Here is a 14,490-nt window from a genome sequence, read left to right as displayed (position 1 = left end):
CGCAGCATGCATCGTGGCAGCCTTGAGGTACTCGCCCCCGAACGGGCCGACACCTCCCTCGACGAAGCGCAGGTGCTGGGTTCGGCGGTGTGGCTGTGGATGCACTCGAGCGCCCATCGCGATGCGCCGTTGCACAGCCTGCCGACCTTGCTGCTGCCGGCCATCAAGGCGCGCCAGTTCATTCTGATGAGCGAAGGCGGGCGGCCGGTGTTTTTCCTGTCGTGGCTCAACCTCAGTGCCGAGGCCGAGGCACGTTATTTGAGCGAGCCGGCGGTGTGCCTGCCGCCGGAAGACTGGAACAGCGGCGACCGTATGTGGGTCAACGACTGGGTTGCGCCGTTCGGTCACACCCCACGGGTGATGAGCCTGTTGCGTCGGCGCGTGTGGGCCACGCGTATCTGTCGTTCGTTGTACCACCGGGGCGAAGAGCGCGGTTTGCGCGTGATGAATTTCCAGGGGATCGCCGTTTTGGACCTGGAGGCGAAAGCCTGGTTTGCCACCCACCCGTTACCCAGCGACGCGCTCTGATCTGCCACTGCGCAAAGGACTTGCATGAATAAGCATCTGTATCGAATTGTATTCAACAAGGCGCGCGGCCTGATGATGGTCGTGGCCGAAAACGTCAAGAGCGCGTGCAAGGCACCCGGCACCATGGGCGCTGTGTCGGGCGCCGGCAGCGTGGTGGCGACCTTTACGCCGCTGCGTTTTGCGCTGATGGTCGGCATGGGCTGGGTCGCCCTGGTGGCGCCCGCCCAGGCCCAGGTGGTGGCCGACGGCTCGGCGCCCGCCGGCCAGCGCCCGACCATCGGTGCCGCCGGCAACGGCGCCCCGGTGGTGAACATCACGGCGCCGAGCGGGGCAGGGGTGTCGCGCAACACCTACTCGCAGTTTGATGTGGACAAGCGCGGGGTGATCCTCAACAACGGCGCGACCAACAGCCAGACCCAGCTGGGTGGCTGGATCGAAGGCAACCGTGCGTTGGCCAACGGCAGTGCGCGGGTGATTCTCAACGAAGTCAATTCAAGCAACCCCAGCCAATTGCGCGGGTTTGTCGAAGTGGGCGGCTCCAAGGCCCAGGTGGTGATTGCCAACCCGTCGGGCATCGCCTGCGACGGTTGCGGCTTCATCAACGCTGACCGGGCGACCCTGACCACCGGCCGCGCACAGTTCGAGAACGGCCTGATTAGCGGTTACCAAGTCTCGGGCGGCAAGGTCAGCATCAACGGTGCTGGCATGGACAGCACCCGTGCCGACTACACCGAGATCATCGCGCGCACCGTCGAGGTCAACGCGGGGATCTGGTCCAGGGACCTGAGCATCAAGGCCGGGGCAACGGACAACACACAGTCGGACGTCCCGGCGGTCGCCATCGATGTGGCGCAACTGGGCGGCATGTATGCCGGCAAGATTACCCTGGTGGGCAACGGTGCCGGTGTCGGCGTGCGCAATGCCGGGCAGATCGGCGCCAGTGCCGGTGAAGTGGTGATCGGCAGTGACGGGCGTATCGAGAACCGTGGCCAGATCAGCAGCGCCACGCAACTGACGGCCACGGCCGACAAAGGCATCGACAACAGCGGCACGCTGTTTGCCCAGACCGACCTGCACCTGCAAACCGCTGGGGACATCGACAACAGCGGCATCGTGTCGGCCAAGGGCAATACCCGCGTGACGGCCACGGGCGCGCAGTCAGCGATTCGCAGCCACGCCGGTTCCGCACTGGCCGCCGGTGTCGACAGCGACGGCAAGCTCGGTGACACCGGCTCGCTGACCCTGACTTCGGCCGGAACCTTGAGCGCCAAGGGCCAGAACCTGGCGGCCGAGAAGCTCACGGCCACGGCGGCGCAGGTTGATCTGAGTGACAGCACCACCTCTGCCGGCAACGTGGCGTTGACCAGCACCGCCGGCAACCTTGACCTGAGGCGTGCGCGCATCACTGCCGCGCAGGCCCTCAGCGCAGACGCGAGTCAGACCTTGCTCAGCGATGCGGCGCAGGTCGGCGCGGCGCAGATCACCGTCAACGCGTTGGACTTTTCCAACGTCGCCGGCAAATGGGTGCAGACCGGCAAGACCGGCATGCGTGTCACCGTGACGCGCAACCTGGATAACAGCAGTGGCACCCTCGCCAGCGGCGGGCGCCTGGACGTCACGGCCAATGCCCTGGTCAACAGCGCCGGCCTGGTGCAATCCGGTGGCCTGGAGGACCTGCACGTCACCGCCCATGAGCGGCTGGATAACCAGAGCGGCAAGCTGCTGACCGCCGCGCAGATGTACCTCAATGGCGGCACCCTCGAAAACCGCGGCGGGCAAATCACCGCCGGCGGCACGATGGACGTCAATGCCGGCCAGTTGAACAACAGCGCCGGCACGGTCGCGGCGGCCCGGACCTTGACGGTCAACGCGGACAGCATCCTCAACAACGGCGGCACCCTCGGTTCGGTCGCGGGCGACCTGCTGCTGACCAGCCGCACCCAGCCGTTGGACAACACGGGCGGCCGCCTGGAGTCCACCAAGGCCCTGACCCTCAACGTCCAGGGCCTGAGCAATACGGGCGGCGTGATTACCGGCGCGCAATTGCTGATCGACACCCACGGTCAGCAGTTGAATAACAACCGGGGCACGCTCAACGCCAGCGACACGCTGACGGTCGACAGCGGTGTGCTGCTCAATGACGGCGGCATCGTGCAGGCCAAGTCGAGCCTGTTGCTGGACACCCACGGCCAGTTGCTGAGCAACCGCAACTCGGGCAGCAACGGCGGCATTCTTGGCCAGGACACGGTCACGGTACGCGCCGGGCAATTGCTCAACGACCAGGGCTTTATCGGCAGCGCCAAGGCCCTGGATGTCGGTGCACAATCGGTGAGTAACCAGGCCGGCCTGCTGCGGGCCGACGGCCATCTGCTGCTCACCGCCGGGAGTGTCGACAATAGCTCGACCCAGGGCGCCAACCAGGGCATCAAGGGCCAGTCCATCACCCTCGATGCCGATAACCTCACCAACCGCGTCGGCTCCATCGTTTCCGATGCGGTCATGAGCGTCACCGGTCGCGGCACCCTGGATAACACCCAGGGCGTCGTCTCCGCCGGCATTCTGCTGACCGTGGCCGACCGCGATCTGGCGCAGAAAGCCCTGGCCGTGAGCAACGAAGGCGGCACGCTGATCGCCGGGCAAGCGCTGCGCGTGGACAGTGCCAACTACAGTGGTAGCGGCCGGGCCTTGAGCCTGGGCGACCTGACGTTCCGGCTGGCCGGCGACTTCGTCAACAGCGGCCTGTTCCAGGCCAACGGCGGCCTGACCGTCGAGACCGGCGGGCGCCTGACCAACCAGGGCACCTTCCAGGCCGCTAACTTGTTGCGCGTGAACAGCAACACCCTCGACAACACCGGCAGCGGCCTTATCAGCGCGCGCCAGGTGGAAGTCAATGCGGGCGGGCAGCTCGACAACCGTGGCTTGATCGACGGTGAAATCACCCGGGTCAACGCCGCGACCGTGAACAACCTGGGCACCGGACGTATCTACGGCGATCACCTGTCCATCGCCGCCACCACGCTGAACAACACCCTTGAAGGCGGGGCCGCTGCGACGGTTGCCGCGCGCAACCGCCTGGACATCGCCAGTCAGTACGTGAACAACCGCGAGCATGGCTTGATCTTCAGTGCCGGCGATCTGGTGATCGGCAGCGCGCTGGACGCCAACGGTAACGCCGTCGGCCAGGCGCAGGAACTCAACAACGCGAGCGCCACCGTTGAGGCCCTGGGGAATCTGGGGGTCAACGCCAGGGTGATTCGCAACACCAACGAGCACTTTGCAACCGAGACGGCGGTGGTATCGCGCGGGGTATTGCAGGAGTTCCAGCTATCAGGCTCGACCAACCGCTACGGGCCTGGCGACGTGTCCACCTATAACGACGAAGTGCAGCATCTGGTCACGCCGGAAGGCGTGAGGGACCGCTGGAACCGCTACGACTACACCCGTGAAGTCACCGAAACCCGGATCACCCAGTCTGACCCTGCGCAGATGCTGGCCGGTGGCAACCTCACCCTGATCGCCGATCAGGTCATCAACGACAAGAGCCGGATCATCGCGGGGCAGGCCCTGAACGGCAGCATCGGCAGCATGACCAATACCGAGGTGGATGGCCAGCGCATCACCACCGACAACGGAACCCTGACCAACTTCTATCGCATCCAGCGCAAAGGCCGCGACCGTCAGGGCCGCAGCGTCACTACCTACACCCCGGCACCGCTGATCCAACAAATCAAGCTGACCCCGACCGTGTTCACCGAGTACGCGGCGATCAACGGCAGCGGGACACAGGTCGGTGCGTTGGTGTTGGCCAACGTCACCGATCAGACCGCCGGCACCGGCGACCTGTCGGGGGTTGGTCGAACCTACGCGGTTACGCCGATCAGCCAAGTGCAGGCGCTGACCCAGCAGAATGCCACCAGCGGTGTGGAGCAGATCCGCACCGGCGGTTTTAACCCGGACCTGCCCGACAGCAGCCTGTTCCACACCCACCCGACGAGCACCGTCGGCTACCTGGTGGAGACCGACCCGCGCTTCGCCAATTACCGCCAGTGGCTGTCTTCGGACTACATGCTGCAGCGCCTGAACCTGGACCCGGCGGCGACCCAGCAACGCCTGGGCGACGGCTTCTACGAACAGAAGCTGATCCGCGAGCAAGTGGCGCAACTCACCGGGCGCCGGTTTGTCGACGGCTACGCCAGTGACGAAGAGCAGTACCGCGGCATGATCGACAGTGCGGTGACCCTGGCCGATCAGTGGAAGCTGATTCCGGGCGTGGCACTGACCGCCGCGCAAATGGCCCAACTGACCAGTGACATCGTGTGGCTGGTGTCCAAGGACGTCACCCTGGCCAGCGGCGAAGTCCGCCAGGTGCTGGTGCCGCAGGTGTATGTGCGGGTTCGCGAAGGCGATGTGGACGGTTCCGGTGCACTGATGGCCGGGCGCACGTTGAACCTCGATGTGCGCGGCGACCTGGTCAACTCCGGCAGTATGTCCGGGCGCGATGGCGTAAACATCAGCGTGCAGAACCTCGACAACCTCGGTGGCCGTATCCAGGGCAACGACGTCAGCCTGAATGCCAGCCGGGACGTGAATAACATCGGTGGTGTTATCCGCGCCAACAGCAGCCTGGCCGTCAATGCCGGCAACGACCTGAATGTGCGTTCGATCAGCACCGACAGCCAGAGCGACCAGGGCACGCGCACCGCGTTGTCGCGGGTGGCCGGGCTGTACGTGTCGGCCCCGGCGGCGAACCTGATTGCCACGGCCGGCAACAACATCAACCTGCAAGGCGCCGAGGTCAGCAACACCGGCGTCGGCGGCAAGACCTCGCTGGTGGCGGGCAACGACATCAACCTGACCACGGTGAGCGAGTCCTACACCCAGGCCAACCAGTGGGATGGCAGCAACTGGCGCAAGGAAGCCGGGCGCAATGAAGTCGGCAGCGCGGTGAAAGCCACTGACGATATTCGCCTGGGGGCCGGGCGCGACGTGCAGGCGCGCGGTGCGGTGGTCAACAGCGAGGCGGGGGCCGTGGTGGTCAGCGCGGTACGCGACATCAATGTCGAGGCCAGCGAGCGTTTTGACAGCGCCGATGAGGCGCACAAGGTCACCGGCAGCAACGGCATGTTCTCCAAGAAGACCACCACCACCCGTGACACGGTCAGCCAGACCCGTGCCCAGGCCGCCACCCTGAGTGGCGAGCAGGCGGTGCTGCAGGCCGGCAACAACATCACCCTCACCGGCAGCAACGTGGTGTCGACCTCGGGCACGGTGCTGGCGGCGGGCAATGACATCAAGGTCCTCGCCGCCACCGAACAGTTGGATGAATCCCACAGCAAGGATGTGAAAAAGAGCGGGATGTTCAGCGGCGGTGCGATTGCCGTCACCATTGGCTCGCAGCAGCAGACCAACAAGGACCGCAGTCAGCAGACCACGGCAGCCGCCAGCAGCCTCGGCGCCACCGACGGCAACGTGCTGGTCAGCGCGGGCGGCGAATACCGCCAGGTGGGCAGCAACGTCGTGGCGCCCAAGGGTGATGTGTCGATCCAGGCCTCCGAGGTCAACATCCTCGAGGCGCGCAACCTCAGCTCGCAGCAACAGGAACAACGCTTCAAGCAGACCGGCGTGAGCCTGACCCTGACCAGCCCGGTGGTGAATGCGGTGCAGACCGCGCAGCGCATGAAGCAAGCCTCCGAGCGCACCGACGACAAGCGCATGAAAACCCTGGCCGCGCTGAGCACCGCGTGGTCCGCCAGCGATGCCTACACCCAGGTCGCGGCCGATCCGGCGGCCATGGGCGGAATCAACCTGAGCATTTCCCTGGGCACTAATCAGAGCCAGAGCAAGAGCGAACAGAACGGCAACACCGCCGCCGGCTCGACCGTCGCGGCAGGCAACGACGTCTCGATCATTGCCAGCGGCGGCACGCGCAATAACGACTTGACGGTGCAAGGCAGCCAGATCACCGCCGGCAACGATGCGTTGTTGCAGGCCGACCGCAATATCCTGCTGGTGGGCGCCGAGAACACCATGGAGCAGCACAGCACTAACAAGAGCATCAATGGCAGCATCGGCATCGGTATTTCGTTCGGTGGCGAGAAAAACGGCCTGAGCTTCAACGCCTCGGCGTCCCAGAGCCGTGGCAATGCCGACGGCAACGACCTGGTCTGGAGCAACACCCACGTGACAGCGGGGGATCAGGTCAGCCTGATTTCCGGCAAGGACACGACCCTGCGCGGCGCGGTGGTCTCGGGCACCACGGTCAAGGCCGATGTCGGCGGCGACCTGAATGTCGAGAGCCTGCAGGACACCAGCACCTTTGCCTCCGAGCAGAAGAGCATGAGCGCCGGGATCAGCATCTGCATCCCGCCGGTGTGTGCCGGTGCCGCCACGGCCAGCTTCAGTTCCACGAACACAAAGCAGAAGTCCAACTTCGCCAGTGTCATCGAACAATCGGGCATCCGCGCCGGCGACGGCGGGTTCGACCTGAATGTGCGCGGCAATACCGACCTCAAGGGCGGCGTGATCGCCAGTTCCGACAAGGCCATCGCCGACGGCAAGAACAGTCTGACCACCGGCACCCTGACCGTGTCGGACATCCGCAACGTGTCCGAAGCCAGTGCCAAGACCTCCGGTGTCGACCTCAGCTCGGACATGCTCGACGGCAAGCTCGGCACCGCCAAGGCGCTGCTCGCCAATAGCCTGAACAATGCCTCGGAGTCCGACTCCGAGGCCACCGACACCCGCAGCGCCATCAGCGCCGGCACCCTGGTCATCACCAACGCCGAACGCCAGCGCGTGGTCGCCGGCATGAGCGTCGACGAGACCATTGCCGACCTCAACCGCAACACCGAGGCCGCCCACGCCGCCGTGGATCGTCTGGATGTGGCGGAAATGGGGCGCAAGGTCGAGGCCGAGCAGGAGATCAAGCGTGAGCTGTATCGCCAGGTCTCGTTGCTGGCGGATGAGGCGTATCGCAAGATTTTCCTTGAGAAGGCCAGGGTCTATGAGGTCATGAAGGATGAGAACGGCAATGCGATGCGCGATGAAAACGACAAGGTTCGCTATCGCGAGCTGAGCGCCGAAGAGAAGCAGCACCTCAAGCCCGGCCCGGACGGCAAGGTGCACATCGCCAACAACGGCATCTTCAACGACGCCGACGGTGCGGCCAAATATGCCGAGCAGCACAGCTCGGCTGGTACCGGGCCGCAGTACCTGATCCACTTCGAGAAGGCCAACAACTTCACCTCGGAGCTGATGATTGCGGCGTACCAGAAAAATCTCGAGAACGATTTCTGGGGCTTGTCCAACGCGACCGTGCAGACCAAGGAATACATGGTCCAGTTCGGTCAGGGCGGGCTGCACATCGACGGTCACAGTCGGGGCACCATGACCACGGGCAATGCCATGGAGTCGCTGGCACGTGATCCCGCCAACGTGGGCATGCTGAGCGATACGGCGATGAATTTCTTCGGTGCCGCGTATGGGGTGCAAAAAGCCGATACGTTGCTGGGGGTATTGCAGGATCGCTCCAGCGTGACCTCCGCAGAGCAACGCGAGAATATGGGGCTGCAGTACCAGAATCACAATTTCGACCCGGTGGCCCGCGCGCCCCTCGTCGGTTTCAACCCCGGGACCGGCGGTAACATTCCCGAGGGCAGTAACCGTGTGTGGGAATGGCTGAAGGTCTTTGGTGCCGAACACACCGCGCATAACTGCTATGCCAATGGCGGCCAACAGTGCGCCAAGTACTGGACCAATTCGCCCAACGGCCAACCGGAGTTCATCAGGGTCAAACCGCAGTCATGATGGATACCCCTGTACCAACGTCGCTGATAAGGAAGAGTCCCATGGTCGCTATGAAACTGCTGTTGAGTGTTTGCGTGTTGTCACTGATTGGCTGCACGGGCAGGGGCTTTCAGCCGCCGCCGGGTGAATTCACCCAATGGAAAAAAAGCGGGGTTTCTCAGCAGGGCGTCAAAGACGCCATGCGGGCCTGCGGGTATACCAACCTGGATGGCGCGGGGGACCGTTCGCCCATCGATGAAAAACTTATGCGCTTTTATTGCATGAAGGACGCAGGCTTCAAACGCAACGATGACCTGGACCTGTGCAAGCTTGGCCGCATTGGTGAGTCCCCGGTGTGCGACGGCCGCCGTTAATCTTCGACTAAAAAGGAAGCAAGAGATGAGCAAGATACGCAATGGACTGTACGGCAGCGCACTGCTGCTGGCGGCGGCCACCCTGGGTGGGTGCGCGTCTTCGGCGGCCATCACCGGCGAGCCCGGGGTGAACATGGGTGACAGCTACCAGCAGGTGCTCGCGGTGGTGAGCCGCAACAACGCGGTGACCAAACAGGTCGACGGCCAGGGGTTTCGGGCCGAGGGCTATTCGAAAATGTTCAAGGATTGCCGCATCAAGTACTTCATGTTCCAGGGCACCGATGGGCTGCAGCGCGTGAGCTACGAGCCGGCGCCGCAGTTGTCGGTCAGCCAGAACTGCCGTCAGCCCTGACCGGCGCCTTGTCCTTTTTGAGTTGAATGCCCATGACCGTTTTACCTGCCGTTCCCCTGACGCTGCTGGTGCTGCTCACCGGGTGCGGCCAGGTGGCGAATATTCGCTCCCTCAGCACTGCCTATGCGCCGCCGCAATCGGGTGAGACCGCGCGCGTCCGGGTGATTACCGACGGCATGGTGCGCGCGGTGCCGGGGCGTGATTGCCTGGACTGGAATGTGCCGGGCGCTGGAGTGATGGCGTCGGTGAAATCCGGCTTCCCCGACCATAACGGCGAAACACTCGGCATGCCCGGACCGGTCTACACGTGGAACGCAGCGGTGACGTCGGAGCTGTTGGTGCCGGCGAACAAGCCGATTGCGTTCCACTACCTGGGCCGCCTGCAGTATTCCCGGCAATGCTTCAGCACCATGAGCTTCGTACCGCGCCCCGGTGCGGATTACATGGTGCAGGGCTCAATGTCGGCGAACTGCTCGTTCCAGCTGCATGAACTGCCGGCGGGCGCCAAGCAATGGGTGGCCGTGAACCCCCCGCCCACCGGGAAAATAGCCATGTGCAATGCGATGGACAATTTTTAGCCCGCCAATTAATTTCCAGGCTCACTGACTTTTTCCTACTCCTTAAAGGTCAACATCCTGCATGCACCTATGAACCAGGAGTTTTCCCATGAGCATCCCCAAGGCACTGTTGATCCTCCACGGCAAGCAAGCCCTCAACGAGGACGTGCGAGCGGCCGTGCAGGCCCGGCGCGAGCAGGGTGGGGAGCTGGCGGTACGGGTGACCTGGGAGGGCGGTGACGCCGGGCGGCTGGTTAACGAAGCGTTGGCCGACGGCTATACCCACATCATTGCCGGTGGCGGCGACGGCACTTTGCGCGACGTGGCCGAAGCCATGGCGCTGGCCAAGACCGACGCCAGCCTGGTGTTGATGCCGCTGGGCACCGCCAACGATTTCGCCAAGGCCGCCGGTGTACCGCTGGAACCCGGTCCGGCGCTGGCGCTGCTGGACGTGCCGGCCCGGGCAATCGACCTTGGTCAGGTCGGCGGGCAGATCTTCCTCAACATGGCCACTGGCGGCTTTGGCAGCCAGGTCACCGCCAATACCTCGGAAGACCTGAAGAAGATCCTCGGCGGCGCGGCGTATCTGTTCACCGGGCTGTCGCGCTTCAGTGAGTTGAAAGCCGCCTATGGCGAACTGGAGGGGCCGGATTTTCACTGGAAGGGCGAGCTGCTCGCGCTGGGCATCGGCAATGGTCGTCAGGCGGGTGGCGGGCATGAGCTATGTCCTGGTGCCATGGCGGATGACGGGTTGCTGGACGTCAGCATCCTGCCGGCGCCTCAGGAGGTGGTCGGCACGCTTCGCGAGCTGATGACCAACGGCTGGGGCCTGGACACCATGTTCGTCCGCGCGCGCCTGCCCTGGGTGAATATCAAGGTTGCGCAGGGCCTGTACATCAATCTCGATGGCGAGCCGCTGGAGGGCGATGACCTGCACTTCGAAGCCTTGCCCAAGGCTTTGCGCGTGCACCTGCCGGTCGATTCGCCGCTAGTCGTCAAGGCTGATGATCTGCTCGCGCACCGCGAATAACACCAGGCCCGCCACGTCGAAGATCTGCAGGCGTTTCATGATCTGCGAGCGGTGGGCTTCCACGGTCTTGATGCTCAACCCCAGGCCGTGGGCGATTTCACGCGTGGATTTGCCGCGCACGATCAGGCGCAGGATCTCCAACTGCCGAGCGGTCAGGTTATGACTATGAGCCGCAGGCGTGGTCGGGCCCTGGCTGCGCTCCAGTGCCTGGTTGATTACGGTGTGGGCAATCGCCGGGCTCAGGTAGCGTTCGTTATTGCACAACGCCCGCAGCGCGTGTTCCAGCTCGTTGGCGGTGGTGTCCTTTAGCAGGTAGCCATGGGCGCCGGACTCCAGCGCGCACATGATCAATTGCGGGTCGGTGTGCATCGACAGGATCAACACGCGGCTCTGGGGGTAGGCACGCTTGAGTTGCTGTAAGGCGTCCAGGCCGCCGGTGTGCTTCATCGACAGGTCCAGCAGCACGACATCGGGCAGCAGCGTGCTGAACTGCTCCAGCAACTGCGCGCCATCGCTGGCTTCGCCGATCACCGTGTAGCCGGGAATGTCCTGCACCAGCGCGCGTACGCCGGCCCGGATCAGTGCGTGGTCGTCCACCAGGAGTAATGTGCAGCTCACTCGAAAACCTTAGGGGAACTGGCCCGTTCGAGGGCGCGGGGCGCCCAGGGCAAGAGTACGTCGATCCGGGTCCCTTTGCCCGGTTGGCTGCTGACCGACAAGGTGCCGCCCAACTGATCAACCCGCTCGGACATGCCGGCCATGCCCCGTTGGCCTTCCAGGCCTGGGTCGGCGGCTGGCGAGAAGCCCTGGCCGTCATCGCAGATACTCAGCGACAGGCCCTCGGGCAGGCGTTGCAGGCGGACCAGCAGATTGCGCGCCTGGGCGTGACGCAGCATGTTGGTGACCGCTTCCTGGGTGATGCGAAAGGCCGCCACGGCCATTTCTTCCGGGATGCCGGTCAACCGCTGCTGGCATTCCAGGCTCCAGCACACCGGTGTGTTTTCCAGGGTCTTGAGCAGGTGCGCACGCAGGCTGGCTTCCAGGCCCAGGCTGGCCAACTGGCGGGGGTTGAGGATGGCAGAGACGTCACGCACCTTGGCCAGGGTTTCATTCAACGTGTCGCACAGCACCGTGCACTGGCTTTGCAGGTCTTCGGGCAGGCGACGCTTGAGCCATTCGCTTTGCAGCTTGGCGGCGGTGAGGAGTTGGCCGATATCGTCATGCAGTTCGCGGCTGAGGCGGTGGCGTTCGTTTTCCTGCACTTGCAGCAAGCGGTCAGCCAGCTCTTGGGGCTGGAACTTGATGGACGTGCGTGAACGCCGCTGCTGCAGGGCGAGCACCGCCAGGGTGGCGAGGTTGAGCACAATCGCCAGTAATGGCAGCGGCGCGGCGTGGGAATAGACCCATAGGCTCAGCAACAGCGAACCAAGGCACAGGGCGGTGATCCAGCGGCGTGCATGGCTGCAGGAGGCGGACCTGGCGATGAGGGTCTTGAGGCTGGCAGACATAGCGGATGAAGCCAATGAGGGTTCGCTGCGGGAAGAGCGGTCACGGCGGCTGACCGGGCTCTGTTTGGAATACGTAGTCGAATCGTCTTTATGCATATGAAGTGAGTCACTTCGAGCGGAGCATAGTACCACCACTATTACCGTTGGTCGCCTGATGCTGTGCCCGGCCGAGTTATTAACCGCGCAAATACTCCGGGCGGTATTCCCAGAGTTCTTGGAGTGGGGCGCTCTATTATTTGTGTGTGAAATAGTGGCTAATTGGGATCATTTGCGCGCTATTCCAGCCAGTGAATGGGTTAGCGCTGTCGTTATTCAGATAACATCGGCTCAAGCACGACCTTCAGCCGATCAAGAGACGCGGTGTACAGGCTGCGCAGGTTTATAAATAAACGCTTTCTGCGGGATTTGCAGCGTGACCGTAGCAATCAATTTCGCTTGCTCGCTTTCATCCATGCCCAGTTCGCCCGTGCGGGTATCGATCAGTTCCAGTTGCCAGGCCAGCAACGTCAGGCACGCGTGCAAGGCATCCAGCGCCTGGTCATGCAATTGCAGGGGGCAGGCGGCATTGGCGATCAGGTATTGGATGTGCCGGGAAAATTCGCTGATGGCCTGCAGGGCCAGACTGTCGGCCTTCTCGGCCAGTTTGGCGAGGCTGGACTTCATGCAATCGATGGCATCGCTGTCGTCGCGAATCAGCTGCAGGTGACTCAAGCACTCTTCTGACTTGGCCAGCAGTGTTTGTGCATCCAACAGGAATTCGGGAAGTGTGGTCTGCCATTCATTTGCGCTGTTCATCATGCAAGTCTCCACAACATAAGGTCGGGTGATGAGATGCCGCACCGGGTGAATGGCATAAAACTAGCGCTGAAATATGAATGATATCTGTAGGCTGCTTCTGAGTTTTCAGTAGGACGTTTATGAGAGTGTAGGCGACGGCTATGCGCGACCCTCATGAATGGGGCCGATTGTGCACCTTCGATTGCTGACGTCCGGATGTCTGGGAGACCCGCGGGTCGAGGGCTTGGTATGGCAAACAAAAGCCTGACTCCATTCATGCAGTGAGAATGGCGTCACATTAATGGCTATTAGATATTGCGAATATCAGGTTGGGCCTGATTGCGCATAGGGGAATCCCTTACATGGCGGAACCTTGCGTCGAATCGAATGTCGCGCAACGAGGCTGTACCGCTCTGTGTAGAAGGCAATGCAGTAAACCATGATGTCAGTGTGACATCAATGTATTTACGTGGCATTTTGCAGAGGGTCAAGGTCTGGCGTTCGCCGCCGATAACCACCTCATGTGAACCGCACAACCCCTTTTACGCATCAGGAGCTTTCAATGGCCGGCATTCTCGACACGGTAGATCAACGCACGCAACTGGTGGGTGAGAATCGCCTGGAGATCCTCATGTTTCGCCTGGCCGGGCGCCAGTTGTTCGCGATCAACGTGTTCAAGGTGCAGGAAGTCCTGCAATTGCCCAAGCTGACCTTGATGCCCCAGCGTCATCCCTTCGTGTGTGGCGTGGTCAATTTGCGTGGCCAGACCCTCCCGGTGATCGACCTGTCCCAGGCCATCGGCATGCGCCCACTGGTGCCGGGGCCCAACAGCACCATTATCGTCACCGAATACAACCGTTCCGTGCAGGCGTTCCTGGTGGGCGGCGTGGACCGCATCGTCAACATGAACTGGGAAGCCATCCTGCCGCCACCGGTCAGTGCCGGGCGCCAGCATTACCTCACCGCCATCAGCAAGGTCGACGACCAGTTGGTGGAAATCATCGACGTGGAAAAAGTCCTGGCCGAGATCGTGCCGTACAACGCCAAGGTTTCCCGTGAAAAACTTGAAGACCCGGTACTGGAGCGCGCCCGTGGCCGCGAAGTGCTGCTGGTGGATGACTCCAACGTGGCCCTCTCGCAACTGCGCGACACCCTCGGCCAGTTGGGCGTGAAGATGCACATCGCCAGCGACGGCCTCAAGGCCTTGAACATGCTCAAGGGCTGGGCCGACAGCGGCCAGGTGATGACCGACAAGCTGCTGATGATTTTCACCGACGCCGAAATGCCCGAAATGGACGGCTATCGTCTCACCACCGAGATCCGTAACGACCCGCGCCTGCGCAAACTCTACGTGGTACTGCACACTTCGCTGTCGGGCAGCTTCAACGACTCGATGGTGAAGAAGGTCGGGTGCGACAACTTCCTGTCCAAATTCCAGCCCGACAAGCTGGTGGATGTGGTGCGTCAGCGTTTGATGCTGGACGAAGTGCCCGCTTCGTAGTGAGCGGGCTCGCCCCGCGCCGGGTGGCGAAGCCGCCCCAATAAATCCGCCGCGCAGTTCGAGGAAGGACCGGGCCGC

General features: G+C 63.0%; 10 protein-coding genes. 7 read left to right on the top strand and 3 right to left on the bottom strand.

Annotated elements, in window-relative coordinates:
* Positions 1-6: 6 nt before the first annotated feature.
* The 6 genes from KVG91_RS04405 to yegS all read left to right on the top strand — a co-directional run bounded on the left by KVG91_RS04405 (position 7) and on the right by yegS (position 10,626).
* Positions 7-528 (top strand): toxin-activating lysine-acyltransferase, encoded by a 522-nt coding sequence (locus KVG91_RS04405; protein WP_169378048.1) that lies wholly within the window; start codon positions 7-9, stop codon positions 526-528.
* A 24-nt stretch (positions 529-552) separates the two neighbouring features.
* Complete coding sequence (locus KVG91_RS04400; RefSeq protein WP_169378049.1) at positions 553-8,334, top strand: hemagglutinin repeat-containing protein; 7,782 nt, start codon at positions 553-555, stop codon at positions 8,332-8,334.
* A 41-nt stretch (positions 8,335-8,375) separates the two neighbouring features.
* Positions 8,376-8,687: a hypothetical protein gene (locus KVG91_RS04395; RefSeq protein ID WP_169378050.1), complete on the top strand. Its 312-nt coding sequence runs from the start codon at positions 8,376-8,378 to the stop codon at positions 8,685-8,687.
* 25 nt (positions 8,688-8,712) lie between these two features.
* Entirely contained in the window at positions 8,713-9,039 is a 327-nt protein-coding gene (locus KVG91_RS04390; RefSeq protein WP_169378051.1) for a hypothetical protein, read from the top strand.
* 32 nt (positions 9,040-9,071) lie between these two features.
* The gene (locus tag KVG91_RS04385) at positions 9,072-9,617 is read left to right on the top strand and encodes a hypothetical protein (RefSeq protein ID WP_169378052.1); all 546 of its coding nucleotides are present in this window, start codon (positions 9,072-9,074) and stop codon (positions 9,615-9,617) included.
* An 88-nt stretch (positions 9,618-9,705) separates the two neighbouring features.
* Complete coding sequence (gene yegS, locus KVG91_RS04380) at positions 9,706-10,626, top strand: lipid kinase YegS (RefSeq protein ID WP_217894869.1); 921 nt, start codon at positions 9,706-9,708, stop codon at positions 10,624-10,626.
* Here yegS and KVG91_RS04375 read toward each other — a convergent pair.
* The 3 genes from KVG91_RS04375 to KVG91_RS04365 all read right to left on the bottom strand — a co-directional run bounded on the left by KVG91_RS04375 (position 10,585) and on the right by KVG91_RS04365 (position 12,932).
* Positions 10,585-11,244, bottom strand: coding sequence for a response regulator (locus KVG91_RS04375; RefSeq protein ID WP_169377244.1), 660 nt, complete (start codon positions 11,242-11,244; stop codon positions 10,585-10,587). The genes yegS and KVG91_RS04375 overlap by 42 nt on opposite strands.
* Positions 11,241-12,134 carry a sensor histidine kinase gene (locus tag KVG91_RS04370; protein WP_169377245.1) on the bottom strand — a complete coding sequence of 298 codons (894 nt, stop codon included), beginning with the start codon at positions 12,132-12,134 and terminating at the stop codon, positions 11,241-11,243. Before KVG91_RS04370 ends, KVG91_RS04375 begins: the two co-directional genes overlap by 4 nt.
* Positions 12,135-12,482: 348 nt before the next feature.
* Complete coding sequence (locus KVG91_RS04365; RefSeq protein ID WP_178115179.1) at positions 12,483-12,932, bottom strand: hypothetical protein; 450 nt, start codon at positions 12,930-12,932, stop codon at positions 12,483-12,485.
* 541 nt (positions 12,933-13,473) lie between these two features.
* On the opposite strand from KVG91_RS04365, the gene KVG91_RS04360 reads away from it, so the two are divergent.
* Positions 13,474-14,412 (top strand): chemotaxis protein CheV, encoded by a 939-nt coding sequence (locus KVG91_RS04360; RefSeq protein WP_169377246.1) that lies wholly within the window; start codon positions 13,474-13,476, stop codon positions 14,410-14,412.
* The last annotated feature ends 78 nt before the right edge of the window (positions 14,413-14,490 follow it).

The organism is Pseudomonas azadiae (genome assembly GCF_019145355.1).
Classification (GTDB): domain Bacteria; phylum Pseudomonadota; class Gammaproteobacteria; order Pseudomonadales; family Pseudomonadaceae; genus Aquipseudomonas; species Aquipseudomonas azadiae.
The sequence above is the reverse complement of the archived record's forward strand: the minus strand, read 5'-3'. Positions and strand labels throughout refer to the sequence as shown.

Coding starts and splice junctions, on each gene's coding strand:
- KVG91_RS04405 (WP_169378048.1), top strand. CDS start 7: ATGCATCGTGGCAGCCTTGAGGTACTCGCCCCCGAACGGGCCGACACC.
- KVG91_RS04400 (WP_169378049.1), top strand. CDS start 553: ATGAATAAGCATCTGTATCGAATTGTATTCAACAAGGCGCGCGGCCTG.
- KVG91_RS04395 (WP_169378050.1), top strand. CDS start 8,376: ATGGTCGCTATGAAACTGCTGTTGAGTGTTTGCGTGTTGTCACTGATT.
- KVG91_RS04390 (WP_169378051.1), top strand. CDS start 8,713: ATGAGCAAGATACGCAATGGACTGTACGGCAGCGCACTGCTGCTGGCG.
- KVG91_RS04385 (WP_169378052.1), top strand. CDS start 9,072: ATGACCGTTTTACCTGCCGTTCCCCTGACGCTGCTGGTGCTGCTCACC.
- yegS (WP_217894869.1), top strand. CDS start 9,706: ATGAGCATCCCCAAGGCACTGTTGATCCTCCACGGCAAGCAAGCCCTC.
- KVG91_RS04370 (WP_169377245.1), bottom strand. CDS start 12,134: ATGTCTGCCAGCCTCAAGACCCTCATCGCCAGGTCCGCCTCCTGCAGC.
- KVG91_RS04365 (WP_178115179.1), bottom strand. CDS start 12,932: ATGATGAACAGCGCAAATGAATGGCAGACCACACTTCCCGAATTCCTG.
- KVG91_RS04360 (WP_169377246.1), top strand. CDS start 13,474: ATGGCCGGCATTCTCGACACGGTAGATCAACGCACGCAACTGGTGGGT.